Below are 23,561 nucleotides of genomic sequence, written 5' to 3'. Positions count from 1 at the left end.
GCGCCACCTTCTACCGTGCCGCCCGGTTCGCCACCGCGACCTTTTCAGGCGACGCCGAATTCGCCCGCGCGAGTTTCTCCGGCGACGCCGAGTTCGTCGACGCGACCTTCTCCGGCACCGCCGAGTTCGGCCACGCGAGTTTCTCCGGCGACGCCGAGTTCGTCGGCGCGAGTTTCTCCGGCACCGCCGAGTTCGTCGGCACGACCTTCTCCGGCGCAGCCAGGTTCTCCACCGCCACCTTCTCCGGCACCGCCGAGTTCGCGAGCGCGTCCTTCTCCGGCACCGCCGAGTTCGCGAGCGTCGCCTTCTCCGGTGCCACCTGGTTCAGCGGGGTGGCTTTCGGTACCGAGACCGTTTCATTTGCCGGCCCGGCCCGGTGGGGTCCTCCGGCCCCGGTGTTCGACTGGGACGAGAACATCAGCCACAAACCCGCCAATGTTGAACCGCACGAGTGGCCGCCGACCGTGGCGGCACCGCCCGCCCCTTGAGTGTCGGGAATCGTTCGTTTGTTGGACACTGGCCGGACCGAATCGCCACGTCGACCACGCCCGTGCAGTGATCAACAAACGTGTCGAAAATGGTTGGTGTGCAACAACTCCTGTCGGATCTTTTCTCGTACAGTCACGGGTGTGGGGTCGCGCACTTGTTAGCCCGCCGCACGGTCGTCACGGCGGGCATCCTGCCAGGGTGGAGGTTGTGAGACGGTCTTCTGCGCGGTCGAGCAGGGCGCAGACCTCGAGGTCGGTGACTTCGGTGAAGTCCAGATATCACGGGCGGATCGCCCCGGCCAGTGGCCGGGCGTGCAGGCACACGACGTGGTCGGCGACCGAGGCCAGGGTGCGGATCGCTGGCCCGGCGGCGAACGGGACGGCGAACACCACCCGATGCGCGCCGCGCGCGAGCGCTGGCGCAGGCCGCGTGGGCGGCGGCACCGGTGGCCAGGCCGTCGTCGACGATCACCACGGTGGCCCCGGCCAACGACGGGCGCGGGCGACCACGGCGGTATACGGTGGCGCGGCGGTGCAACTGGTGGTGTTGCTCGCGGATCACCGCCGCCCGTTCGGGCTCGGAAACCAATGCGCGCGCGACCATGTCGTCATCGAGGGCACGCACCCCGTCCTCGCCCACCGCACCGAAGACCAGCCACGGCCGACCCGGCACGACCAACTCGGCCACCACCGCGACATCGAGACCGACGCCGAACACGCCCGCGACCTCGTAGGCCAGGCGAACCCCGCCGCGCGCGACACCCAGGACCACCACCTCGGGTCAAGCCGTTCGTCGTTGCGGTCAACGTATCTCGTGGTTAGCGACTCCGCGGATCCCTGATGATTCCGACGGAGATCCGGACCGGTCCGACGCGACCCGTAAGCGGCAGAAGAGGACGTTCCAATGGCAACGGTCCCGCCCGTAGATCGCTACGAACGGGACCGCCGAGGTGCGTGGAGTAGGCGGTAGGTGCGCGCGAGACGGTTATTGTCGGCCGTGTGGATATGCAGCCCGTCATCGATTCGGCCGAGCGATTGACGCGTCGGGGTGAGTGGTTCGTTTCGGCGCAGTGTGTTCGCGTCGAATCGCCCAGCCTCGAGAAATTGAGGGGCCAGTGGCTCGAGTTCGGTATTCCCGCAACGCAAGTCGCTCGTGTCCTCGATTTTCAGCGGCGCTGGGGTGGACTGGTTCTGCCGCCATCTGTGGACTACGAGGGCGGGCCGAAAATGCTGTGGGGCGACATGCTCGCGGAGGAGTCCAAGCGTGTCGGGTGGTTCGAGGCGGGGATTCAGCGTGTGTCGATGGCCTACGACTTCCTGATCGGTCCCGCAGGTGAATTCGGCATCGACACTGGCCGGTGGGTGCCTTTGCACGCGAGCATCGAAGGCTGGATCGAATCGGTCGCGCTGGCTCACCACGCGTCCACCTGGGCCCAACAGCTCAGCACAATTCGTGGTGACGCGATCGATGACTTGCCGCCCCGCGACTTCGAACCCGTGCCCGAGGTGCGCGGCCTTGCCGATATGTGGTGGCGAGGGCCGGATTCGTTGATCGCGATCCATACCGGAGAGGCTGTGGGCTTTGACCAACCAAGGTTGCGGGTCGCGCGCGTCTATGGCGGTCTACGCGGCGGATCGCAGTGAACGTGCCGTGCCACCGGCACCGCTGGTGTCCGCTTGTCGGCATGAGCGCACGTTGGGAGGCCCTGTCTACCAACAATTCTGGACGGCCGGCCAACGCCAGCGCAGCGGCAGTTGAGTGCGTTCGTAGCGCCGAACTCCCAGCGCGTCGGCGATCAGTATCGGAAGCGGGCCTTGTCGCCGTTGATACGGATGAGAAATTCTCTGAGCGGCGGCCCGCCATCCGTCGGTACGAGGACGAGTCCCTGAGCCTGTATCGCTTCATCGGCTTCGGCGGCAGCCCTCGAGTCACCGCGCTGCCAGGCCTTACGGGAAGCAGTGAACAACGGCTGCAGAGCCGGCCACACAGGTCCAGGCTCGAACATGCAGTCCGTCCAGAACATGTCGACGGCGTCCCGGGTCAAGGTCCCCATGATTTCACCTGTACGAACAAGCTGCCAGCTTGGATCAGTCATCATGCTCACTTTGCTCAATTGTCCACTCCAAGCACTGGGCCGACCAGGTCGGACAACAGGCTCGAGACCTTGCACCATACTCAATTCGGCATTTCCGGACGTCCTGCGCCTCAGCCCGTCTGGCTCGCCGCGAACCGGCCGGATCGCGGCAGTTGAGTGCGTTTGGCGGGTGCTGCGTTAGAGGGGATTCGGGGTGTCTGGTCGTGGTGATACGGGTTTGGTTTCGTAGGTTCGCAGGACCAGAGAGGTTGTGACAGGACCGTATCGGGCGATGGTGTCGACGATCTGCTCGATTCTTTCGGAGTTGGCGGCGAACACGTCGATGAAGAAGCAGTCCTCACCGGTGAGCCGGTAGACGGTGGTGATCTCGGGGACTTCCGCGAAATGGGCTAGAGCGGTGGTGAGGTGGGTGTGGGTGGTGCGTAGCCGGATAACGGCGTGCAGGTTCAATCCCAGTGCGGCCGGGTCGACCACGGCGCGGTAGCCGGTGATGACGCCGGATTGTTCGAGACGTTTGATTCGAGCCGAGACCGCGGGCTGGGACAGATTGACCCGGCGACCGATCTCGGTGACTCCCAGGCGAGCCTCGGTTTGCAGCAGTCTGAGGATTGCTCGGTCGGTTGCGTCCAATGAAGCCGTGGTTTGTGCGCTCATCTGCCTTCTATCCATCAGCCTGCCGTGACAGCGGCGGATGAATCACACAGAGTTGTCGATCGAAACGCCCGCGCCACCCCCTACTCGGGGAATGAAAGGCCACGATAGTGCACCGATTGATCGTTCCTGGCATCGATGACTCCGATGCCGATCACTGGCAGAGCCACTGGCAATCCGAATGGGACACTGCGGCATCCCGAATCGCTCCCGCATCCTGGAGCGAGCCCGATCTCGAGGACTGGCTCGATGCCCTCGACCGTGCCGTCGACGCCAACGATTACCGGAGGATGGTAGTGGTCGCGCACAGCCTCGGCTGCCTGGCAGTCGCCGAATGGTTGATCCGCCGCCGCCCCGGCACTGAAGCTGTGATCGGTGTGTTCCTCGTCGCACCCCCCGACAGCGCCGGCGCGAACTTCCCCACGGCCGCACGCGGATTCGCGCCGACCTCGACCATGCCGCTGAAGCCGCCCGGCGTGGTGGTGTCGAGCGACAACGACCAATACTGCACCTCAGCCGCCGCATCCGCCTTGGCAGCCAGGTGGCGGCTCAACCACATCGTCACGCACGGTCTCGGCCACATCAATTCCGCCAGCAACCTCGGTACCTGGCAAGACGGGCGCGACCTGTTCACCGTGTTCACCGCAGGACTCGGCCATCAGTGAACGCGCTGCGGCGCGAGCGACCCCCAATGGCCGCCGAGCGCACGACATTCGGCACGAGCGGACGTCTCGGGACGATTGCGAAAGCTCGCTCAGTTCGCAAGGTCGGCCAGTTCGAGTGGCGGATGTTCAGTATTCCGAAGTGTCATATTCGCCCGCATGCAATGTGTTGCACAGCAACAGATCCGATGAAGCGGGCTCGTGCTGAGCGGGTCGATTTGAGCGATGAGTGGCTTGTGCGGATGTTCGGGCGCTCCGCGTGCATTTCGGGCTGACCGTCAGTGTGCGGTGAGTCCGCCGTCGACGACGAACTCGGCTCCGGTAACGAACGAGGATTCGTCGCTGGCCAAAAACAGCATCATAGGAGCGATCTCGGCGGGGCTGCCTGCGCGGCGCATGGGGGTGCGCACGATGTCGGGTTGTTGGTCGCCCTGCTGGTCGAGCAGGTCCTGGATCATCGGGGTGGCGATGACTCCGGGATGCACGGAATTGACCCGGACGCCGCGGGTCGCGTATTCGACGGCGGCGGTCTTGGTCAGCAGTCGCACTGCTCCTTTGGATGCCTGGTACGCGGCAGCGGCACCGCTGCCGACAATCCCGAGCACCGAGGAGGTGTTGATGACGGAGGCGTTGCCGGAGGCGCGCAGCAGAGGCATAGCGGTCTTCATCCCGAGCCAGGTGCCGGTCTGGTTGACCGCGACCACCCGGTCCCAGGCGTCCTTTGTGGTCTCCTCGATACCGGGCCAGTCCACGACGCCGGCGATGTTGACCAAGACATCGAGGCGGCCGAAGCGTCGCCGGGCCAGTTCGATCGCCTCGCTCCAGTTCTCCTGCGAAGAGACGTCCAACCGGGCCGCCAGCACATCGGCACCCTCGGCGTGCAGGGATGCGGCCAGCCCTTCCACCGCGTCCTGGGCGATGTCGGTGACGACCAGGCCGGCCCCTTCACGGGCGAACAGTTCCGCGGTAGCTTGTCCGATGCCGCCGGTCGCGCCCGTGATCAACGCGACTTTGCCGACGAGCCGTCCAGTCATAAGGTGCTCTTTCTCTCGTTGTGATTGCTGGTAATTCAGGCTGCGGTGTAGCCGCCGTCGGCCGCGACGACCGCGCCGGTGATGAAACTGGACCGTGGCGAGGCCAGGAAACCGATCACCTCGGCGATTTCCCCGGGCTGAGCGACGCGGCCCAAGGGGTGGGCGTCACCGAAAGAACGTAGATACTCCCGGCTGTCGGCGCGGAAGTTGTCGAGCATGTCGGTCTCGATCACACCAGGAGCGACGACATTAGCCCGGATACCGTGCGGACCGCCTTCCAGCGCAAGCACTTTGGTGAGCTGCGCCAGCGCCCCCTTCGACGCGCTGTAGGCCGCCGCCTCGGCCAGGCCGACCGTGCAGGCGAACGACCCGACGGTGACGATCACACCCCCGCCGTGTTCGCGCATCACCCGGAACGCCTCTCGAGCGTGCAGAAACGACCCACGGGCGTTGATCGACATCAGTTCGTCCCAGTCGGCCGCGGTGGTCTCGGTGATCGGCTTGTTCACCGATCGGCCGGCATTGCTGACCAAGATGTCCACGCTGCCGAACCGGTCGATCGCCGCGGCAACCGACCGCACTGCGGTTTCCTCCAGGGCCACGTCGCCTACCAGGGTGGATACGCCGTCGAACCGGGTAGCGAGATCATCCACCTCGGGGCGAAGGTCGGTGGCCAGCACTCGCGCGCCGCGGGCGTGCAGCCAGGCGACCGTGGCGGCGCCGACCCCGCGGGCGGCGCCGGTGACCAGCGCGACCTTGCCCTCCAGTTCACGGCTCATCGTCGTGCCTGCTCTCGGTGTTCGGCAGCGGCGGACTCGCGATAGAGGACGAGATGTTCGTGATAGAGCACGCCGTCGCGGATGTCGCCCGTCGCGGTGAAGCCGGTGTCGTCCACGTAGTCGAGGTGGTTCCCGGTCACCGTGTAGCGACCGGTGTAAGCGCTGCGCCGTTCGCCGCGCGCTTCGTCGTAGCGCCCGTCGGCGCGCAACTCCTGCCGGATGTGCCCGTCCGCGGTGACCCATATGCCGACCACGTCGATATCGCTCGTCATACCGATCAGCGTCGGTGATGAAGACAGGCGATGGCAGGACGTGTGGTGGCTGGGTGTACCGCACCCACCCAACCGGGTGAACCGCGACCTACGCTGGTGGCTATGGCCAGTGACGAGCTGGGTGCGTTCCTGCGAGCGCGCCGCGCACAACGATCTCCGGCGGACGCGGGCGTGCTCTACTCCGGCCGGCGCAAGGTGACCGGACTGCGCCGCGAAGAAGTTGCCGTACTCGCTGGGGTGAACGCCGACTACTACACCCGCCTGGAGCAGGGGCGAGAGACCAACCCATCACCACAAGTGCTCGACTCCCTCTCCCGCGCACTGGATCTCGACCCTGACGCCCGCGAGCACCTGTACCGGCTGGCGGGCGCCGGTCCGCCCGGCACATCCACCTCCGTACCCCAGACCGTGAGCCCCGAACTGCGGCAACTCATGGACGGCTACCCGCACACCCCCGCTTTCGTACTCAACCGCGTCCTGGATGTATTGGCCACCAATACCCTTGCCGCCGCCTTGTTTTCACCATTCCGCGCGGTGGACAACCTCGCTCGCATGACCTTCCTCGACCCCGCCGGGCGACAGTTCTACGCAGACTGGGACTGGACCGCCCAAGCCACCGTGGCAAACCTGCGAGTAGCCGCGGGCTTCGACCCCCACGACCCCGCTCTGACTAGCCTGCTGGCCGAACTCACCGAGCGCAGCGAGCCCTTCCGCGTCTTGTGGAGCACCCACCAGGTGCGCGGCAAGACCCGCGAACCCAAACACCTCATGCACCCCGATGTCGGCCCGCTCACCCTCACCTACCAGGCATTCGATGTGCGCGGCGCCCCCGGCCAACAACTGATCATCTACCACGCCGAACCCGCCACACCCAGCGCCCACGCCCTCGCACTGCTGAGCAGCCTCCACGCCACCACGCACGCACGCACGCTCGACACCTGACCGCCCCGCCAACCCATGGCACAGTCATCACATGATCGGCATGAGCGCGCACTGAAAACGCTCGAGTTCACCTCGGGCCGTTGATGTTTCGCGGAGTCGTCCGTACCCGGGCGCGGTAGCAAGGGCCGAGCGCGCCCGCCATCGAATTTTTCGGCCAGGATCTCGGCAGATACCGCTCCCAGATGGCGCGGTTCAGGCGCGCGACAACGCGGCGGCCTGGACACGCAGTCCGGTTGAGGTCGAAGTGATACCCGTCAGATCGCGGACCACGAGATCAGCCGCGCTGTCCTTCGCGGCCTCGCCGACCCCGATGATCCGATACGGCGTGGCCGCGGCAGCGGCTCGGATGCCGGTAGCACTGTCTTCGACGATGACGCAGTCCTGGATCGGCACGCCGAGTTTGTCCGCCGCCAGCAGGTAGCCCTCGGGATCCGGTTTGCCCAGCCGAACCTCGCCGGCGGTGATCAAGACCGGCGGTGTCGGCAAGCTGGCCGCGGTCAACCGGGCCGCCAGCAGTGGTGCCGAGGCCGAAGTCACCACCGCCCAGGGGTGGACGAGCTGACCCAGCAACTGCCGCGCGCCGGCGATCGGCCGGGTGTCCACGGCTTGCCCGATCTCGATGGCATCGATTCTGGCGAGGGCGTCGCGATGGAGGTCGGGCGGCAGGAACAGGGCCACCGTTTCCGCGGAGCGGCGGCCGTGGACGCCGTCGAGTACCAGCGCGGGGTCCAGTCCGTACTCGCCGGACCACTGCCGCCAGGAGCGTTCACCGCTGTCGACGGAATCGACCAGGACCCCATCGCAATCGAAAAGTACCGCTTCACAAGGGATATCGATGTCGTGCTGTTCCTGCGCCGGGTCCGCGGTCATGGTGCCCACTCTGCCATGATCAGCCAGCGGGCCGCCGTCGGAAGGCCTCGGGGCTGTGCCCGGCCCAGCACTCCCAAGGGCGTTCGGAGTTGCCGGACCCCGGCACCGAACCGGACTGCTCGAGTGCCGGTGAGCAGACACAACCGACCGCCGCTACGGCACGAGCCGCACCGCGAGCTTGCCGCGGGTGTGTCCACCAGCGACGCGCGCGAGCGCTTCAGGGGCTTGTTCGAGCGGGAACACGGCCTCGACCGTCGGATGTAGCTTGCCGGACTCGACCAAGGCGGTCAGCGCGTCGAGGCGCTGCCGGTCGACGCGTGCGGCGAAAGTGTCCCCGGTGATCCCGCGCTCCAACTCACCCATCGGATCCTGGGCGATGATCGACACCGCGCGGCCGTTGTCTCGGATTGTGGTGAGGGCGCTGTCGCGGGTCTGGCCCCCGGCGCCGTCGAACAACAGGTCGATGCCTCCCGGCACAGCGCGGCGGACCTGTCCGGCCCAGTCGGGATCGTGATAATCGAACACCGCCGCGGCACCCAGGCTCCGTAGATAACCGTGGTTGCCGAGGCTGGCCACACCCAGGACACGCGCGCCCACGGCTACCGCGATCTGCACCGCGCAGCTGCCGACTCCGCCCGAGGCGGCGGTAATGAGGACGGATTCCCCAGCCCGCAACCGTCCTCGGTCGATGAGCCCTTCGTGTGCGGTTCCCGCTGCGATCACCAGCCCCGCCGCTGCCGCGAAATCCGTGTCGGCAGGCATCGCGGCCACCCGGCCGGAATCCGCGAGCGCGAACTCGGCGAGCCCGCCGCCGGTCGGGAACGTCGTCGCGTAAACCCGCTGTCCCGGTTGGACTTCGGCGCCCGCCCCGACCGCTTCGACTACACCGGAGACCTCTTGGCTCGGAACGAACGGCACCGTAGTCCCGGGAAACCCTCCGCCCAGCATTCCCACATCCCACGGGCCCACGCCCGCGCAGTGGACGCGGATCAGCACCTGGCCGGGGCCGGGGTCGGGCGGTGGCGGCAACTCCTCGACAGTGACACTCTCGATCCCGGTCAACTCCTGGGCCACGGCAACACGCACGGCTACCTTCTTCCTCGGTGGTCGGACATCCAGCATGACCGACTCACCGAGCCGTGCATCGCAGCCTCGACACCTCCGTGTGTCGGACCTATCGCTTCGATGCCACCGCGATCATTCACCAGTGAGCAGCCCTTCGACGGACCCGACCCTCGCACCCCCGCTTCTGGAACCGGACGCTTTGTGCGGCCGATATCGGGGTGACGGGCTCGAACCGGTCGGGCAGACTGTGCGCCCGTGAACGGACCACGTGAGCGTGACTGGCAGGTACTACTACTGGGTGGCGCATCGGGTACCGGCAAAAGCCAACTCAGCTACCCGCTCGCCCGGCGTTATGGCGTACCGCTGGTCGAAGTGGACGATCTGGTCCTTGCAGTGCAGAAGATGACAACCCCGGACCAGCAACCGATGCTGCATTACTGGGATACCCATCCCGATCCCGGCAGTATTCCGGTTCCGGACGTCGTGGAGTTGCAGATCGCGATTGCCGAGGCGTTGCGACCTGCATTGGACGCAGTGGTCGGCAATCATTTGGAAACCGATACTCCGGTCGTCATCGAGGGCGACTATCTACTTCCCGCGCTCGCCGCGCAGGACTTCTTCGCCGGGCAAGAGGTCGGCCACCGGGTCCGCGCGGTGTTCCTGCATGAGCCCGACCCCGATCAGCTGGCCGCCAATTATCTGAGGCGGGAACCGGAGCGGGGCCAGCAGCGCACCAGGGCGCAAATCAGTGCGCGCTACGGCGATTGGCTGGCCGGGAGCGCCGAAGCACACGGTATTCCAGTGCTCGCCGCACGGCCGTGGGCCACCGCACTGGAGCGGCTGAGTGCAGTGGTGGACCACCCTCGGGAGAGGCGGCTGTCGACCTCGAAGAACATCCTGAAATCGGTATGAGCGCGTTGAAAACTGCTGGTAGCCAACGGTGTTGGGTAAGCGAGTAGAGATCGAAACTTCGGCACCGAGCGGACGTGTGAGCACTTCGGTGAGCCCGGCCTGATACCACGAATTGCCGCTCGCGAGTCGCGGGGATAGTGGGTTCGAGAGCGGCCGCGTCGCTGTTCGATCTCGAGGGGCAAAGCCCTTGTGGGGTCTTCGATTGCGGGCTGGGGTGCCGGGGACACCACCGACCCACGGGTTCTGCGTCGCGGGCAGGCATTATCGGCGGCGAATTGTTGTCAGCGCGTATGGGCTTTTCGATACGCCGGCGATATACGCCGACTTATACCTTCGACTCACTGAATCGCCTGTGTCACAGGGGATCTCGAGAAGTAGGAGAAGACGATGAGACTGCGCGAACTCACCGTGACGGCACTGCTGGTCCTCGGCATATCCGGCCTGGCCGCCCCCGCCCAAGCCGCCACCGGGTACGACCGCTGCCCGGATGGGAATTTCTGCCTCTTCAGCGCCGCCAACGGAGGCGGGCGAATCGCCTACTTCCGCCTCGGCTCCACCGATCTCCGCCTGCAGAATATCGACGGCCAAGCCTATTCGCTGTGGAACCGCACCGGCCGATTCTGGGACGGGTTCACCGAGTACAACTATCGCGGCGGCGTCATCTTCCGCAGCGGCCCCGGGCAACAGAGCAATATTCCGGCCGATGTCGCCACCCAGGTGCACTCGGTGAAGGCGGCCTGACCCGATCCGACGCGATCAGCGTCCCGCTGTCCACGGACCGAGAGGCACGCTGGGAATTAGCGGGACGCTGAGAAAGGGCATGATGATGGCGCGAAGCGGTCCAGTCGAGGCGTAGGTGGACGGAAGTCCCAGGTAGATGACAAGGCCAGTCATCTCCGACTGGCTATCAAGTGGCCTGGGCGGCCCGCCTAGAATTGGGTCGATTCAATCCCTTGCGACCCCGATTGGCGCAGATGACCCAGGAGTTTGCCGTGACGACGCCCGAGACCACTCAGACCATCGGCACCGCCCGCGTGAAGCGTGGCATGGCCGAGATGCTCAAGGGCGGGGTGATCATGGACGTGGTCACCCCGGAGCAGGCCAAGATCGCCGAGGACGCCGGCGCGGTCGCGGTGATGGCGCTGGAGCGGGTGCCCGCCGACATCCGCGCGCAGGGCGGCGTGTCCCGGATGAGCGACCCGGACATGATCGACGGCATCATCGAGGCGGTCTCCATCCCGGTCATGGCGAAGGCGCGCATCGGCCACTTCGTGGAGGCGGAGATCCTGCAGAGCCTCGGCGTGGACTACATCGACGAGTCCGAGGTGCTCACCCCGGCCGACTACACCAACCACATCGAGAAGTGGAACTTCACGGTGCCGTTCGTGTGCGGCGCGACCAACCTGGGTGAGGCGCTGCGCCGAATCACCGAGGGCGCGGCCATGATTCGCTCGAAGGGCGAGGCGGGCACGGGCGACGTGTCCAACGCCACCACGCACATGCGCAAGATCCGCCAGGAGATCCGCAAGCTCTCCTCGCTGCCCGCCGACGAGCTGTTCGTCGCCGCCAAGGAGCTGCAGGCGCCCTACGAGCTGGTGCGCGAGGTCGCCGAGACCGGCAAGCTGCCGGTCGTCCTGTTCACCGCGGGCGGCATCGCCACCCCGGCCGACGCGGCCATGATGATGCAGCTCGGCGCCGAGGGCGTCTTCGTCGGCTCCGGCATCTTCAAGTCGGGCAACCCGGCCGAGCGCGCCGCCGCGATCGTCAAGGCGACCACCTTCTACGACGACCCCGACGTGCTGGCCAAGGTCTCGCGCGGACTGGGCGAAGCCATGGTCGGCATCAACGTCGAGGAGCTTCCGGTCGATCACCGCCTCGCCGAGCGCGGTTGGTGATTTTCCGCGGGCGATAGAAAAGCCATCACGAGCAGGGACTCAGCGGAGTCCCTGCTCGTGCGCGTTGGGGACCTTGTGGATTCGCTGGCGGGCAGCCGACGGTCTCGGTACCGAGGGCGGCGATGTGGGGTCGGCTCGTCGCGCCCGGGTGTGTATCGAGAAGGCTGACTTCTGTGGATGAGGGCTGGGTGTAGGTCGTGGAGTTGCGGCAGTTGCGGTACTTCGTCGTGCTGGGGGAAGAGTTGCACTTCCGGCGGGCGGCGGAGCGGTTGTTCATCTCGACGCCGACGCTGAGTCAGCAGATCAAGGTGCTGGAGCGGGAGATGGGTGGGCCGCTGCTCAGCCGGGAACCGCGGGTGGAGCTGACGGCGGCGGGGGAGGTGCTGTTCCGGACCGGCAAGGAGGCGCTGCGGGCGGTGGACGCGGCGGTTCGGGAGACCAGGCGCGCGTCCGCGGCGGGCGCGCCGGTGCTCCGCTTCGGGTTGCTCAACGGCGTACCCCCTTGGCTCCCTTCGCGAATCGAGGAACTGCTGCCGCCCGGCACGCGCATGGTGCTCACCGGCGGCACCACCGCCGACCAGGTCCGGCTGCTCGACGACGACGAGGTCGACCTCGCGCTCGTGCGCGCCCCGGTCGCCCTGCCGAGCCGATTCGCCCAGCACCCGGTGGCCCACGACGAACTCGGCGTTCTGCTGTCCGCCGCGCACCCGCTGGCGGAGTGCGACGAGATCGAGCCCGCGGACCTCACCGATCAGGAACTGGTCATGTTCGCCAGGGAATCGGCCGCCGGACTGCACGACGAACTGCTGCGCGCGCTGCGCGACCGCGGCGCCCACGTGCGGCTCAGCGACAGCGCCATGGGCCACGCTCAAATGGTCGCGATGCTGCCGCTGCGCCCGGACGTGATCGGGCTCAGCACCTCGCGCCCCGCCGACCGGCCCGGCCTCGCCTGGCGACCACTGTGCGGCGGGCCGTTGGTCGTCACCTATGCCGCGATCTGGCGCGTGCCGGTCCGCAATCCGGCTGTGCGGACCCTCGTCAGCGTGCTGCTCGGCGACACACCATGGCAGCCGCCCGTACCCTGATCACGCCTGTCCGCCCGGTTTCGTGGACGCACTGACGGCGACGCACCATGGCAGCCGCCCGTACCCTGATTACGCCTGTCCGCCCGGTTTCTTGGATGCACTGACAGCGACGCACCATCGCACCTCGCACGCTGACTACGCCTGTCGGTCAACCCTTTCCGAGGTTCTCGGCACCATGCCCGCGCGACTCTTCTCCGCTCCACACCATCGTCTTACTGTTCTCACAATTGCGCTGGGTAGCTTCACCTTTCGATGCCTGTCGACCATCGCGTCGGTAGCTCGCGCCGCATCACCGTCGATGTACCAGCCGAACGCAAAGGACGAGCAGTTGAAGCTTCGCAAGACCGGACGCACAGCGATCGCAGGGTTGGCCGTCGTCGCCGCACTAGGCCTTACCGCCTGCGGGAGCGACGACAAGAAGGATTCGCCGAAGCCGTCCCGCACCACGACGAGCGCGCCCGCCAACGCGAATCAGCCCGCACCGCCGACCGTCGAAGAGCTGAACGCGTTGCTGCAGAAGGCCCTTGACCCGTCCGTCCCCAGCGCGCAGAAGCTGGATCTGGTGCAGGGCATCGAAGCCGACCCCGAACTGCCCAACCGCCTCGCGCAGGCGTACAAGGATGCGAATGCCAAGGCTGAGATCACCGGTGTGACCGCCTTCGGCGAGTCCGTCAGCGCCCAGGGCAAATTCACTATCAACGGCACGGAGAACCCGGTAGACGTGCCGTTCGTGCTCGACCGCGGCAAATGGAAGGTCCAAAAGTCTTGGGCTTGCAACGCATTGGGCGCCCTCAACCTCCAATCCCCGGCCTGCGCCAGCTGACACCCGCCGGACGCTTTCAAAGCCCATGCGCGACAGTGCGATAGCGGAGTCGGTGGCCCGGAACCAGCACGCCGACGAAGCGCCCGCCGAGCACTTCGGACTCGGTGGCGCAGGCCGGGCGCATGACTCGTATGCGGTGACCAGTAGGTGTGCAGGTGATGGTGCGGGTCGACGGGCACGCGGTGTACCTGCGGCGTTAGCGCCGGCCTAACGCCGATTCGGAAGTGCGACATGGACACTCGGTCGGCGCGATGGTCGAGTGGAGGCATGACAGATAGCACAGCAGCAGAGCGGGTCGTCATCGTCGGTGGCAGCTCGGGCATGGGATTGGCTTTGGCCACCGCACTTGTGGAACAAGGCGCCGAGGTCGTCATCGCCGGTCGCTCGGCTGACCGGCTCGCTGACGCGGAGCGCAGCTTGCCCGCTGGGCCGGGCAAGCTGCGCTCGATCGTCGCCGATATCGCCAGTGAGTCCGATATCGAGCGGCTGTTCGGCGAAACCGGACTCATCGATCACGTCGTCACGACCGCGGTCGACGTCGAGGGCGTGTACCAGCCGATCGCCTCGTTCGATCTCACGCTGGCCCGAAAGACCTTGGACGCCAAGCTGATCGGGCCCGCTCTGCTCGCCAAGCACGCGAGGATCACGCCCGGCGGCTCGCTCACCTTCACCTCCGGCATCGCCGCCTACCGCCCGGGTCCGGGCTCGTCCATCGTCGCCGCCGCCAACGGCGCGCTCGCGTCCCTCGCGTACGCCCTGGCGGTCGAGATGGGCCCGACCCGCGTGAACGTCGTCTCCCCGGGCTGGATCGACACGCCGATCTGGGACACCATCGCGGGCGCGGCCAAAACCGAGCGCCACCAGCAACTCGCGGACCGTCTTCCGGTGGGGCGCATCGGCCAGCCGGCCGAGGTCGCGGCGGCCATGCTCGCCGTCATGCGCAACCCGTTCATCACCGGCACCGTCTTGCACGTCGATGGAGGTCAGCGGCTGGTCTGATACATCTCGTTAGGTAGATATGCGCATCTAACGCATTGCTCCCGACGAGAGCGAAAAGCGAAGAAAGCCTCAATCGACACGAAGCGCTGGGCGATCCGGATGATCCCATCGAACGAAAAACGTTGGCTCGCTGCCGTTCTCACCAGCGACGAGAGCGGGAATCGTCCAGCGATCTTCATCCGGCGTATTCCGCCGCAACGCCTGTTCCGACATCTCGAGACGCACGGACAGATCGAACTCGAGATACCGCTCCAGCAACATCGGCCCGGCGACGATCAGCACCGTGCCGTCCGCAGCGGACCGAATAGCGGCCCGGGCCGAACGATCCGTCACCTCGTCCCACAGCGCGGGCAGCCAACGCCCCGCACTGTGCAGCGCATCGACGACCTCACGCCGAAGCGCCTCGTAGTCGAACCAGACCGTGCGATACGAGACCTCGTCGCGCCCGAACTCGACACGAAGCGACGCGGGCCGGACGTAATCATGCAGCCGCACCACCTCGGCGGCCCTCCCGGTATCGCGCAGGCCGGCGGCGACGCGCTCGGCGAGGTCGACTGGCCGAGCCGCGTCGGCCCCGTCGATCGCGACCACGCGATAGCCGGGCAGCGCGCGAACGCCCTCGACGAGACGCTCGACGAGGGCGGCCTGGGAGATCGGAACGAACTGCGGCACAGCTCCATCAGAGCAAACCGCGGGCACGGGCGTCGTCGGCGGTATGCGCAAGGCCGAGTGTGATCAGACATAAACGGCCCGGCCATGCGCGTTGGTCCGTCGTGTGACCGGGATCCCACCGCAGGTCGAGCACCCGACGGCCGAGGGCGACCCGGCAGGCCCGGCGCGTTAATCTCAGCCCATGGCGACAATCGAAGAGGCGCTGGAGATAGAGCGGCTCGAGCGTGACATCTTTCGTGGGGCGTCCACGAAGACTCAGCTTCCGCGCACGTTCGGCGGACAGGTCGCCGGTCAGGCGCTGGTGTCGGCGGTGCGCACGGTCGAGCCGCGGTATCAGGTGCATTCGCTGCACGGATACTTCCTGCGGCCGGGCAACCCGGACCAGCCGACGGTGTACCTCGTCGAGCGGATACGGGACGGCCGCTCGTTCTGCACCCGCCGCGTCACCGGTGTGCAGGACGGTCAGGCGATATTCACCATGTCGGCGTCGTTCCACATCGGCGACGAGGGTCCGGAGCATCAGGACGAGATGCCCGCGGTCCAGTCGCCGGACGAGCTCCCCGACGCCAGCATCACGATGAGCCCCGAGCGCCTGTGGGCGATGCGCGAGTGGGAGCACTGGGACATCCGGACGGTGCCGCAGGAGCAGGTGACGCGCCGCGACGGGGTGGTCTCCCAGCAGCAGGTGTGGTTCCGCTACCGGCACCCGCTGCCCGACGACCCGCTGTTCCACGTCTGCACCCTCGCCTACATGAGCGATATGACCCTGCTCGGCTCCTCGAAGGTGACCCACCCCGACGAGCAGACGCAGAACGCCTCCCTCGACCACGCCATGTGGTTCCTGCGCCCCTTCCGCGCCGACGACTGGCTGCTCTACGACCAGTCGTCGCCGTCCGCGGGCTTCGGCCGGGCGTTGACCGGCGGCAAGATCTTCAACCGCGATGGTCAGATGGTGGCGGCGGTGGTCCAGGAGGGCCTCATCCGCAACCTTCGCGACTGACCGCGGGCGACATCGCGCCCTGCCTCGAGGAGGCGCCGCGAGCGTTTGTCGACCGTGGTGGTGCGAGTGTGGCCGACCCGCACCACCACGGCCGCCTGACTTCGATCAGGCTTCAGCCCACCTGGACACGCAGGTGGCAGACCACTGTGTCGTTCATACGGCGCAGCACGCGTTCGAGTTCATCGCTGCGGTGGCTGGGCAGGACGCGGTTCCAGCCGACGGGGGGATCGACCTCGGCGATGACGACGACCTTGCGCCGGCCCGCGAAGTTCTCCCGGACGTAGCACGCCACCGGCCCGCCGACCGTCGCGTCGCCGTCCTCCAGCAGTACCAGTCGCACGTCGGGGTGCCACGCCTCCCACGCCTTGGTGAACGCCTTGACCGACTCGCCGGGCAGGCAAACATGCACCGCCACAACGTCTTTGCCGATGGATAGCGCCGCGGACAACGCCTCGCAGCTGAGGTCGGAGACCTCGGACACCGGCACCACGATGACGGCGTCGCGCGCCCGCGGCGGCGGCGGAACCTCGTCGGAGCGGCGGACCGCGCCGATCCTGCCGTAGGTGTCGCGGATGCGCTCCATCCCGACCACCAGCGCGGGCAGGATCAGCACGATCAACCAGGCGCCCTCGGTGAATTTCATTGCGGTGGTGACGATCGCGGCGACACAGGTCAGGACGGCACCGAATCCATTGAGCGCCAACCGCCATCGCCAGCCCGCGGTCCTCGTCAGCAGCCAGTGCCGCACCATGCCGACCTGCGCGATGGTGAATCCGACGAACACGCCGATCGCGAACAGCGGCACCAGCGCGTTCATCTTGCCGTTGGCGGCGACCAACAGCACGCCGCCGGCGACGGCGAGGGTGAGCACCCCGTAGCGGTACACCTCGCGCGGCGAACGCACCGCGAAACGATGCGGCAGGCAGTTGTCGTCGGCGAGGATCTTGGTGAGCGTCGGCAGCCCGCCGTAGGAGGTGTTGGCGGCCAGCGCCAGCAGTAGGACGGTCGCGAATTGGACTATGTAGTAACCGATTCCGTGCCCGAGCGCGGCCTCGGTCAGCTGCGAGAGCACCGTCGTGCCGTCGACCGGTCGCACCTCGAACTTCTCGATCAGCACCGCGAGCCCGATCAGCATGGCGCCGAGCAACGCACCCAGCGCGACCTCCGCGCGTTGCGCGCGAACGACTTTCGGCGCCGCGAAACTGGGCACCGCGTTGGCGATCGCCTCGACACCGGTCAGCGCCGCACAGCCACTGGAGAAAGCCTTGAGCAGCAACAGAACTCCGACGGTGCGCATGTCCAGCACCGTCGCGGTCCCCGCGCTGACGCTCGCCGGTTCGGACCGCACCAGCCCCGCGACGATCACCGCGCCGATGCCCGCCACGAACACCACGGTCGGCGCCATGAACGCGCGAGCGCTCTCGGTGATCCCGAGCAGATTCAACGCCGTGATGCCGGCCAGGATCGCGACGCACACCCACACCGTGTACGGCAGCAACGCGGGAAACGCCGAGGTCAACGCCGCGACACCGGCCGCGATCGACACCGCCACGTTCAACACGTAGTCGACGATCAACGACGCGGCGGCGGCCAGGCCGGTGCGCGGCCCGAGATGCGCCTTCGCCACCGCGTACGCCCCGCCACCGTTCGGAAAGGCCGCGATCACCTGCCGATACGACGCGACGAGCACCGCGAGCAGCGCGGCGATCGCCAGCGTCACCGGCAGGGTGAGGCCGAGCCCCGCCCCGCCCGCAGTGGCCAGCACCAGCACAATCGCCTCGGGGCCGTAGGAAACCGACGCCATCGCGTCGAGGGACAGACCGGCCAACCCGGTCGGCACGGTGAGTCCCCGGCGGCCGGCCTTCACCTCCGCACGCGGCAACACAGCAATCACCCTGTGAGTGTCGACCCGCGCCGACCGCCCGGACCCGTCCGTTGACGGAACCCTGACGCCGACCGTGAGCAGGCCCACACCCCGGCGGCTCGTAAACTCGGCGGGGTGAACGCTTCCCCGGTCGCCGCCCCCACCGCCGACCTCGCGCCGACCGGCCCGACCATCGGCGTGCTAGCCCTGCAGGGCGACGTGCGGGAACACCTCGCGGCCCTGGCCCACTGCGGCGCCGAGCCCGTGCTCGTGCGACGCCCGTCCGAGCTGGCCGAGGTAGACGCGCTGGTGCTGCCCGGCGGCGAGTCGACCGCGATCAGCAAGCTGCTCGAGGTCTTCGAACTGCTCGAGCCGCTGCGCGCGCGACTGCGAGATGGCATGCCCGCCTTCGGTTCCTGCGCGGGCATGATCCTGCTCGCCGACGAGGTGCTCGACACCAGGCCCGACGCCAAGCACCTGTCCGGCATCGATATGACGGTGCGCCGCAACGCCTTCGGCCGCCAGGTCGACTCCTTCGAGGTGGACCTGGACTTCGCCGGGCTCGACGACGGCCCGATGCGCGCGGTCTTCATCCGGGCGCCCTGGGTGGAACGCGCGGGCGACGGCGTCGAGGTGCTCGCGACGGTGCCCGACGGTCCGTTCGCGGGACGCATTGTGGCAGTGCGGGAAGGGAACGTGCTCGCCACGTCGTTCCATCCGGAGGTCACCGGCGATCTGCGGGTGCACCGCATGTTCGTGGACCTGGTGCGGGACGCGTAGTTCAGGCGGCGACGACCGCCCGAGTAGGCTGGAGAAGTTGTACCTCCGGCCGGGCCGGTACGGTACACACACCAACGTGCCATCGACCTGAAGGAAGTAGGGAATGAGCGGCCACTCCAAATGGGCCACCACCAAGCACAAGAAGGCGGGGATCGACGCGAAGCGCGGCAAGCTCTTCGCCAAGTTGATCAAGAACATCGAGGTGGCGGCCCGCACGGGTGGCAGTGACCCCGCAGGTAACCCGACGCTCTACGACGCCATTCAGAAGGCGAAGAAGTCGTCGGTGCCCAATGACAACATCGAGCGTGCGCGCAAGCGCGGCGGCGGCGAAGAGGCCGGCGGCGCCGACTGGCAGACCATCATGTACGAGGGCTACGGCCCCAACGGTGTCGCGGTGCTGATCGAGTGCCTCACCGACAACCGCAACCGGGCCGCGGGCGAGGTGCGCGTCGCGATGACCCGCAACGGCGGCAACATGGCGGACCCGGGCTCGGTCTCCTACCTGTTCCACCGCAAGGGCATCGTCACGCTGGAGAAGAACGGCCTCACCGAGGACGACGTCCTCATGGCCGTGCTCGACGCGGGCGCCGAGGAGGTCAACGACCTCGGCGACTCCTTCGAGATCATCAGCGAGCCGGGCGACCTGATCCCCGTGCGCAAGGCGCTGCAGGCCGCTGAGATCGACTACGACTCCGCCGAATCCGGCTTCCAGCCGTCGGTCTCGGTCGAGGTCGACGCCGACGGGGCCCGCAAGGTGATCAAGCTGGTCGACGCGCTCGAGGACAGCGACGACGTCCAGAACGTCTACACCAACGTCGACATCTCCGACGAGATCCTCGCGCAGCTGGACGACTAGCGCGGCCCCGCGCGTTCGTGCGGGCCGCCGGGCGTCTCGGTGAACGTCGGACTCAGTCCGGCAGGGTTTCGTAGTACTGCTTCATCGAGGGGTAGTAGTCCTCGAAATCGGGGCGGTCCGCATCCGTGCGGGCCGCCCCCAGTGCGTCCAGGTAGTACTCCCAGCCCGGACCGACCTCCGCGATCCGCGCCTCGGGCTCGAGGTGGTGGGTGAAGACGAGCTCGGTGGTGCCGCCGGTCTCGGTGAGCACGGCCTCGAGGTGCCAGGAGCCGTAGTCGTCGACGGTGGTGATCGCGAGTCGGCGCGGCGGTTCGCACACCTCGATGCGCGCGTCGCACCACGGTTCGCCCTCTTCGTAGGCCATCTGCACCTGGATGGTCCGGCCCGGGCCGGGCTCGCCCTTCCACGGGCCGAACCAGCGTGCGGTGCGGTCGGATTCGGTGATGCCGGCCCACACGTCCTCGATCGGCGCGCGGTAGGTTCTGGTCAGGATCAGGTCGCGTTTGCCGTCGGTGCGGTCGAGGCGTCCGGTGGGGCGGTTGGTCATCCGGTCTTCTCCTTGCGATCGCCGGGTGCGCGGCGGTGTTCGCGACGCGTCCGGTAGACCTCGGTTTCCAAGGCGTCGAGTCTGTGCTCCCACGCCGATGCCGTGTCGAAGCGGGCAATCCACTCGGCGAGCTCGGTGAGCGGCGCCGGATCGAGCGCGTAGTACCGCTGCCTGCCGACGAGTTCGGCTCGGACCAGGCCGCTTTCGCGCAGCACCCGCAGGTGCCTGCTGACCGCGGGTCTGCTGATCTCGAACCGGCCCGCGAGTTCGCCCGCGGTGAGCCGCGTTCCGTGCAGCAGCGTCAGGATCTCCCGCCGGACCGGATCCGCGATCGCGCTCGCCACTTCGTCCACGGCCAAAGCGTAACTAAGTGGTTACGCATTTGTCCATAGTTGTCCTGGCGTCCGCGAGCGCGGGAAAGGCGGCCGGTCGATCATCCGACCGGCCGCACTGGACGATTTATTCGCGCGTCACTCCGCGAGTTCGGTCCGGCTGGACCACTCGTACACGGGCAACCGCCCCTCCGGGGTGTCCTGCTCCTTGCGGGTCACCTTGAAGTGTTCGTAACCACCCTTGAACGGGACCTTCAACTCGATCCCCGGCGGGGTGATGGGGACGATTCGCGCGGGCATGTCTTTCGGCCCGCCCTCGAGGACAGCCTTCACAACAGTGCTCATCATCGGATGGTAGAAGCGTCACCACCCCGATTTCGTGGATTCACCGAAGCGCCGCGCGGAAAAATCTTCGGCGTCAGGGCACGGTGACGACCAGTTTGCCGACGGTCCGGCCGGTGTCGCCCAATGCGTGCGCCTTCGCGACGTCCGTCAGCGGGAAGCTGCCCGCGATCGTCGGCCGCAACCGACCGGACTCGACGAGCTCGGCCAGCGCGCGCATGCCCGCGTGATCGTCTTCCACCAGCATGCGGATCGCGCGCACGCCGAGCTTGCTCGCCTCCGCAGCGAGGTCGACGGCGCCGAAGGCGCGCAACGTGACCAGCAGGCCGCCCGGGCGCAGCGTGCGCAGCGACCGGATGCTGTTGTCGTCGTCGATCGAGTCCAGCACCGTGTCGACGTCGCGGACCGCCTCGGCCACGTCGGTGGTGCGGTAGTCGATCACCTCGTCCGCGCCGAGTCCGCGCAGGAACTCGTGATTGGGCGCGCTGGCCGTGCCGATGACGTAGGCGCCCCGCGCCTTCGCGATCTGGACGGCGAAGTGTCCGACGCCGCCCGCCGCCGCGTGAATCAACACCCGCTGCCTGGCCCGCAACTCGGCAGTGTCGACCAACGCCTGCCAGGCCGTGAGCGCGGCGAGCGGGATCGCCGCGGCCTGGACATGGTCGAGCGCGGCGGGCTTGCGGGCGAACGCGCGGGCGGGGCCGACGACGTATTCCGCCAGTGCGCCATGGCCGTTCGGGTAGGGGAGCATGCCGAAGAGCTCGTCGCCCGGTTGCCACAGCGTCACGCCGATGCCGGTCTCGGCGACCTCGCCGGAGACGTCCCAGCCGAGCACGAAGGGCGGCGCGGGCAGGAAGAGCCCGGCGATGGCGCGATGCTTCCAGTCGGTCGGGTTGAGGCCGGCCGCGCGCACCCGGATCAGGACCTCGCCGGGGCCGGGCGTGGGCCGGGTGAGCCGGACCTCGGTGAGAACCTCCGGACCGCCGAGGGTGTGCTGACTGATCGCACGCATGTTTTCGCTCATTGCACCGAGCTTGCCGGTTCGACGGTCGCCGGAAAATGGCACGATTGCCATTATTCGATATGATCGTGCCATGAAGGTGCATCGCGTCGTCGTGCTGGCCCTGGACGGGGTCTACCCGTTCGAACTCGGCATCCCCAATCGCGTATTCGGCAGTGCGCGAGGCAGATACGAGGTCCGCACCTGCTCGCTCGACGGCCGGCCGGTGCGCACCAGCGCGGACTACGCCATCGCCGTCGAGCACGACAGCGGCATTCTCGACACCGCCGACACCGTGGTCCTGCCCGCCTGCGACATCCGGATGACCCTCGGCGGTGACCTGCCACAACCGGTGCGCGACGCGCTCGCCCGGATGCGGCCCGGCGCTCGGCTCGTCGCGATCTGCACGGGCTCCTTCGTGGCGGCGGCCGCCGGCCTGCTCGACGGCCGTCCCGCGACCACGCACTGGCATCAGGCCGACCTGTTCCGTCGCACGTTCCCGCGCGTTCGCCTCGACCCCGCCGTGCTGTACGTCGACGACGATGACGTGCTCACCTCCGCGGGCGCCGCCGCGGGCATCGACCTGTGCCTGCACATCGTGCGGCGCGACCACGGCAGCGCGGTCGCCAACGCGGTGGCCCGGCGCTGCGTCGTGCCGCCGTGGCGCGACGGTGGGCAGGCGCAGTACATCGAGCAGCCCATTCCGCCGTCCACCTCCACGGGCACCGCCGACGCCCGGCAGTGGGCACTGGAAAACCTCCACCTACCCCTCACCGTCGATGAACTCGCCGCCCAGGCCCGCATGAGCAAACGCACCTTCGCCCGCCGCTTCAGCGAGGAGGTCGGCATGAGCCCCGGCCGCTGGCTGATCCAGCAGCGCCTCTTCCGCGCCCGCCACCTGCTCGAGTCGACCGACATGACGGTCGATCGCATCGCGGGCGAGGTCGGTTTCGCCACCGGGACCTCGTTACGCCAGCATCTGCACGAGGCGATCGGCGTGTCGCCACAGGTGTATCGGCGCACGTTCACGCAGACGCCGATATGACGCGAAACGCGTTGTCCTCCTTGCTAACTGCTCGTCAGCAGTGAGTCCGCATCATCGCTTCGCCGTCGGCCGGCCGAAATTGCCTACGTTCCGGGAATGGTGCAAGCCGCGCTGGCCGAAACGGTCAGCGCGGCTTGCGGCAATCGAGAATCCTCAGATCGACAGTGCCGAGCTCGAGCGTCCGGTGTGCTGCCGCGTCGAACCGGCTACGCGATCATTCCTCACGCCGGCGGGCTCGCAGCGTGGGCCAGTTCGGCGAGTTCGGAAAGGAACTGCGCCGAGGGGACGGGTTTGCCTTCCTTACCGATCGGTGACGGGGCCAGCGGCACGAGCAGGTCGGCCATCGGGGCGTGCAGCCACAGTGCCATCACGTAGAGGGCGGGGATGCGCAGCAGCCGAAGCTCGAAGCCGGCAGCCGAGAGCTGGGGAAGCTTTTGGACAGTCTTCAAGGTCTGGTCGGTGGCGAGGACGAACGGTCCCTCGGTGAACTGGGACATCTCCTGGCTGCCGTCCGGGGCCAGCGTGGTTTCGGCGCTGGTGAGGGTTTCGG

Annotated in this window: 29 protein-coding genes; 14 read left to right on the top strand and 15 right to left on the bottom strand. The window is 67.6% G+C overall.

What is annotated here, in order from left to right; translation table 11 throughout:
* A partial coding sequence (locus ON39_RS20360) for a pentapeptide repeat-containing protein (protein ID WP_040736644.1) occupies window positions 1–488 on the top strand: 488 nt, incomplete at its 5' end.
* 133 nt (window positions 489–621) lie between these two features.
* On the opposite strand, the gene ON39_RS51485 is transcribed toward ON39_RS20360, so the two are convergent.
* On the bottom strand, window positions 622–1,206 hold the full coding sequence (locus tag ON39_RS51485; protein WP_373283710.1) for a hypothetical protein: 585 nt from the start codon (window positions 1,204–1,206) through the stop codon (window positions 622–624).
* 281 nt (window positions 1,207–1,487) lie between these two features.
* Here ON39_RS51485 and ON39_RS20350 point away from each other — a divergent pair, with 281 nt between their 5' ends.
* On the top strand, window positions 1,488–2,132 hold the full coding sequence (locus ON39_RS20350; protein ID WP_040736641.1) for a hypothetical protein: 645 nt from the start codon (window positions 1,488–1,490) through the stop codon (window positions 2,130–2,132).
* Window positions 2,133–2,284: 152 nt separating this feature from the next.
* Here ON39_RS20350 and ON39_RS20345 read toward each other — a convergent pair whose 3' ends face one another.
* Both ON39_RS20345 and ON39_RS20340 read right to left on the bottom strand, forming a co-directional pair.
* Complete coding sequence (locus ON39_RS20345) at window positions 2,285–2,602, bottom strand: hypothetical protein (RefSeq protein WP_211336492.1); 318 nt, start codon at window positions 2,600–2,602, stop codon at window positions 2,285–2,287.
* 159 nt (window positions 2,603–2,761) lie between these two features.
* The gene (locus tag ON39_RS20340; protein ID WP_218006174.1) at window positions 2,762–3,214 is read right to left on the bottom strand and encodes an Lrp/AsnC family transcriptional regulator; all 453 of its coding nucleotides are present in this window, start codon (window positions 3,212–3,214) and stop codon (window positions 2,762–2,764) included.
* A gap of 140 nt (window positions 3,215–3,354) precedes the next feature.
* Here ON39_RS20340 and ON39_RS20335 point away from each other — a divergent pair, with 140 nt between their 5' ends.
* Complete coding sequence (locus ON39_RS20335) at window positions 3,355–3,900, top strand: RBBP9/YdeN family alpha/beta hydrolase (protein ID WP_211336493.1); 546 nt, start codon at window positions 3,355–3,357, stop codon at window positions 3,898–3,900.
* 275 nt (window positions 3,901–4,175) lie between these two features.
* On the opposite strand, the gene ON39_RS20330 is transcribed toward ON39_RS20335, so the two are convergent.
* The 3 genes from ON39_RS20330 to ON39_RS20320 are packed head-to-tail and all read right to left on the bottom strand — an operon-like array spanning window position 4,176 to window position 5,982.
* Window positions 4,176–4,931 (bottom strand): SDR family NAD(P)-dependent oxidoreductase, encoded by a 756-nt coding sequence (locus tag ON39_RS20330; protein WP_040736636.1) that lies wholly within the window; start codon window positions 4,929–4,931, stop codon window positions 4,176–4,178.
* A 35-nt stretch (window positions 4,932–4,966) separates the two neighbouring features.
* Entirely contained in the window at window positions 4,967–5,710 is a 744-nt protein-coding gene (locus ON39_RS20325; protein WP_040736634.1) for an SDR family NAD(P)-dependent oxidoreductase, read from the bottom strand.
* Window positions 5,707–5,982 carry an Atu4866 domain-containing protein gene (locus ON39_RS20320; protein WP_040736633.1) on the bottom strand — a complete coding sequence of 92 codons (276 nt, stop codon included), beginning with the start codon at window positions 5,980–5,982 and terminating at the stop codon, window positions 5,707–5,709. Before ON39_RS20320 ends, ON39_RS20325 begins: the two co-directional genes overlap by 4 nt.
* 102 nt (window positions 5,983–6,084) lie before the next feature.
* Between ON39_RS20320 and ON39_RS20315 the strand changes: the two genes are divergently transcribed.
* The gene (locus ON39_RS20315; RefSeq protein ID WP_040736632.1) at window positions 6,085–6,924 is read left to right on the top strand and encodes a helix-turn-helix transcriptional regulator; all 840 of its coding nucleotides are present in this window, start codon (window positions 6,085–6,087) and stop codon (window positions 6,922–6,924) included.
* A gap of 192 nt (window positions 6,925–7,116) precedes the next feature.
* On the opposite strand, the gene ON39_RS20310 is transcribed toward ON39_RS20315, so the two are convergent.
* Window positions 7,117–7,794, bottom strand: coding sequence for an HAD-IA family hydrolase (locus ON39_RS20310; protein ID WP_063713371.1), 678 nt, complete (start codon window positions 7,792–7,794; stop codon window positions 7,117–7,119).
* Window positions 7,795–7,947: 153 nt separating this feature from the next.
* Window positions 7,948–8,880, bottom strand: coding sequence for an NADP-dependent oxidoreductase (locus tag ON39_RS20305; protein WP_040736630.1), 933 nt, complete (start codon window positions 8,878–8,880; stop codon window positions 7,948–7,950).
* A 234-nt stretch (window positions 8,881–9,114) separates the two neighbouring features.
* Between ON39_RS20305 and ON39_RS20300 the strand changes: the two genes are divergently transcribed.
* From ON39_RS20300 to ON39_RS20275, 6 genes are all read left to right on the top strand, one after another.
* Window positions 9,115–9,771 carry a hypothetical protein gene (locus ON39_RS20300; protein ID WP_051186838.1) on the top strand — a complete coding sequence of 219 codons (657 nt, stop codon included), beginning with the start codon at window positions 9,115–9,117 and terminating at the stop codon, window positions 9,769–9,771.
* Window positions 9,772–10,158: 387 nt separating this feature from the next.
* On the top strand, window positions 10,159–10,512 hold the full coding sequence (locus tag ON39_RS20295; protein WP_040736628.1) for a peptidase inhibitor family I36 protein: 354 nt from the start codon (window positions 10,159–10,161) through the stop codon (window positions 10,510–10,512).
* 251 nt (window positions 10,513–10,763) lie between these two features.
* Window positions 10,764–11,666: a pyridoxal 5'-phosphate synthase lyase subunit PdxS gene (pdxS, locus tag ON39_RS20290; RefSeq protein ID WP_281278379.1), complete on the top strand. Its 903-nt coding sequence runs from the start codon at window positions 10,764–10,766 to the stop codon at window positions 11,664–11,666.
* Window positions 11,667–11,863: 197 nt separating this feature from the next.
* On the top strand, window positions 11,864–12,751 hold the full coding sequence (locus ON39_RS20285; RefSeq protein ID WP_051186837.1) for a LysR family transcriptional regulator: 888 nt from the start codon (window positions 11,864–11,866) through the stop codon (window positions 12,749–12,751).
* A 22-nt stretch (window positions 12,752–12,773) separates the two neighbouring features.
* Window positions 12,774–13,574, top strand: coding sequence for a WKL family lipoprotein (locus ON39_RS20280; protein WP_246003200.1), 801 nt, complete (start codon window positions 12,774–12,776; stop codon window positions 13,572–13,574).
* Between the two features lie 267 nt (window positions 13,575–13,841).
* Window positions 13,842–14,573 carry an SDR family oxidoreductase gene (locus tag ON39_RS20275; RefSeq protein WP_040736624.1) on the top strand — a complete coding sequence of 244 codons (732 nt, stop codon included), beginning with the start codon at window positions 13,842–13,844 and terminating at the stop codon, window positions 14,571–14,573.
* Window positions 14,574–14,642: 69 nt separating this feature from the next.
* Here ON39_RS20275 and ON39_RS20270 read toward each other — a convergent pair whose 3' ends face one another.
* Window positions 14,643–15,245 carry a nucleoside/nucleotide kinase family protein gene (locus tag ON39_RS20270; RefSeq protein WP_040736623.1) on the bottom strand — a complete coding sequence of 201 codons (603 nt, stop codon included), beginning with the start codon at window positions 15,243–15,245 and terminating at the stop codon, window positions 14,643–14,645.
* A gap of 181 nt (window positions 15,246–15,426) precedes the next feature.
* Between ON39_RS20270 and ON39_RS20265 the strand changes: the two genes are divergently transcribed.
* The gene (locus tag ON39_RS20265) at window positions 15,427–16,245 is read left to right on the top strand and encodes an acyl-CoA thioesterase (protein ID WP_040736622.1); all 819 of its coding nucleotides are present in this window, start codon (window positions 15,427–15,429) and stop codon (window positions 16,243–16,245) included.
* Between the two features lie 112 nt (window positions 16,246–16,357).
* Here ON39_RS20265 and ON39_RS20260 read toward each other — a convergent pair whose 3' ends face one another.
* Window positions 16,358–18,139, bottom strand: coding sequence for an APC family permease (locus tag ON39_RS20260; RefSeq protein ID WP_040736621.1), 1,782 nt, complete (start codon window positions 18,137–18,139; stop codon window positions 16,358–16,360).
* A gap of 105 nt (window positions 18,140–18,244) precedes the next feature.
* Between ON39_RS20260 and pdxT the strand changes: the two genes are divergently transcribed.
* A complete protein-coding gene (gene pdxT, locus ON39_RS20255; RefSeq protein ID WP_051186836.1) occupies window positions 18,245–18,889 on the top strand; it encodes a pyridoxal 5'-phosphate synthase glutaminase subunit PdxT in 645 nt (214 codons plus the stop codon).
* A gap of 103 nt (window positions 18,890–18,992) precedes the next feature.
* Window positions 18,993–19,745, top strand: a complete 753-nt coding sequence (locus ON39_RS20250) for a YebC/PmpR family DNA-binding transcriptional regulator (protein ID WP_040736620.1) — start codon at window positions 18,993–18,995, stop codon at window positions 19,743–19,745.
* Between the two features lie 52 nt (window positions 19,746–19,797).
* Here ON39_RS20250 and ON39_RS20245 read toward each other — a convergent pair whose 3' ends face one another.
* From ON39_RS20245 to ON39_RS20230, 4 genes are all read right to left on the bottom strand, one after another.
* Window positions 19,798–20,292 carry an SRPBCC family protein gene (locus tag ON39_RS20245; RefSeq protein ID WP_040736619.1) on the bottom strand — a complete coding sequence of 165 codons (495 nt, stop codon included), beginning with the start codon at window positions 20,290–20,292 and terminating at the stop codon, window positions 19,798–19,800.
* Window positions 20,289–20,645, bottom strand: a complete 357-nt coding sequence (locus ON39_RS20240) for a metalloregulator ArsR/SmtB family transcription factor (RefSeq protein ID WP_040736618.1) — start codon at window positions 20,643–20,645, stop codon at window positions 20,289–20,291. Before ON39_RS20240 ends, ON39_RS20245 begins: the two co-directional genes overlap by 4 nt.
* Before the next feature lie 117 nt (window positions 20,646–20,762).
* Window positions 20,763–20,969, bottom strand: coding sequence for a DUF5988 family protein (locus tag ON39_RS20235; RefSeq protein WP_040736649.1), 207 nt, complete (start codon window positions 20,967–20,969; stop codon window positions 20,763–20,765).
* Window positions 20,970–21,042: 73 nt separating this feature from the next.
* On the bottom strand, window positions 21,043–21,978 hold the full coding sequence (locus ON39_RS20230; RefSeq protein WP_211336494.1) for an NADP-dependent oxidoreductase: 936 nt from the start codon (window positions 21,976–21,978) through the stop codon (window positions 21,043–21,045).
* 82 nt (window positions 21,979–22,060) lie between these two features.
* Between ON39_RS20230 and ON39_RS20225 the strand changes: the two genes are divergently transcribed.
* The gene (locus ON39_RS20225; protein WP_040736617.1) at window positions 22,061–23,011 is read left to right on the top strand and encodes a GlxA family transcriptional regulator; all 951 of its coding nucleotides are present in this window, start codon (window positions 22,061–22,063) and stop codon (window positions 23,009–23,011) included.
* Between the two features lie 221 nt (window positions 23,012–23,232).
* On the opposite strand, the gene ON39_RS20220 is transcribed toward ON39_RS20225, so the two are convergent.
* Window positions 23,233–23,561: hypothetical protein (locus ON39_RS20220; protein ID WP_218006173.1), on the bottom strand; the 329-nt coding region annotated here is incomplete at its 5' end.

Source organism: Nocardia tenerifensis NBRC 101015, from assembly GCF_000308715.1.
Classification (GTDB): domain Bacteria; phylum Actinomycetota; class Actinomycetes; order Mycobacteriales; family Mycobacteriaceae; genus Nocardia; species Nocardia tenerifensis.
This window is presented reverse-complemented; position numbering and strand designations above follow the sequence as displayed.

Coding starts and splice junctions, on each gene's coding strand:
- ON39_RS20330 (WP_040736636.1), bottom strand. CDS start 4,931: ATGACTGGACGGCTCGTCGGCAAAGTCGCGTTGATCACGGGCGCGACC.
- ON39_RS20325 (WP_040736634.1), bottom strand. CDS start 5,710: ATGAGCCGTGAACTGGAGGGCAAGGTCGCGCTGGTCACCGGCGCCGCC.
- ON39_RS20320 (WP_040736633.1), bottom strand. CDS start 5,982: ATGACGAGCGATATCGACGTGGTCGGCATATGGGTCACCGCGGACGGG.
- ON39_RS20315 (WP_040736632.1), top strand. CDS start 6,085: ATGGCCAGTGACGAGCTGGGTGCGTTCCTGCGAGCGCGCCGCGCACAA.
- ON39_RS20310 (WP_063713371.1), bottom strand. CDS start 7,794: ATGACCGCGGACCCGGCGCAGGAACAGCACGACATCGATATCCCTTGT.
- ON39_RS20295 (WP_040736628.1), top strand. CDS start 10,159: ATGAGACTGCGCGAACTCACCGTGACGGCACTGCTGGTCCTCGGCATA.
- ON39_RS20275 (WP_040736624.1), top strand. CDS start 13,842: ATGACAGATAGCACAGCAGCAGAGCGGGTCGTCATCGTCGGTGGCAGC.
- ON39_RS20265 (WP_040736622.1), top strand. CDS start 15,427: ATGGCGACAATCGAAGAGGCGCTGGAGATAGAGCGGCTCGAGCGTGAC.
- ON39_RS20250 (WP_040736620.1), top strand. CDS start 18,993: ATGAGCGGCCACTCCAAATGGGCCACCACCAAGCACAAGAAGGCGGGG.
- ON39_RS20245 (WP_040736619.1), bottom strand. CDS start 20,292: ATGACCAACCGCCCCACCGGACGCCTCGACCGCACCGACGGCAAACGC.
- ON39_RS20235 (WP_040736649.1), bottom strand. CDS start 20,969: ATGAGCACTGTTGTGAAGGCTGTCCTCGAGGGCGGGCCGAAAGACATG.
- ON39_RS20230 (WP_211336494.1), bottom strand. CDS start 21,978: ATGCGTGCGATCAGTCAGCACACCCTCGGCGGTCCGGAGGTTCTCACC.
- ON39_RS20225 (WP_040736617.1), top strand. CDS start 22,061: ATGAAGGTGCATCGCGTCGTCGTGCTGGCCCTGGACGGGGTCTACCCG.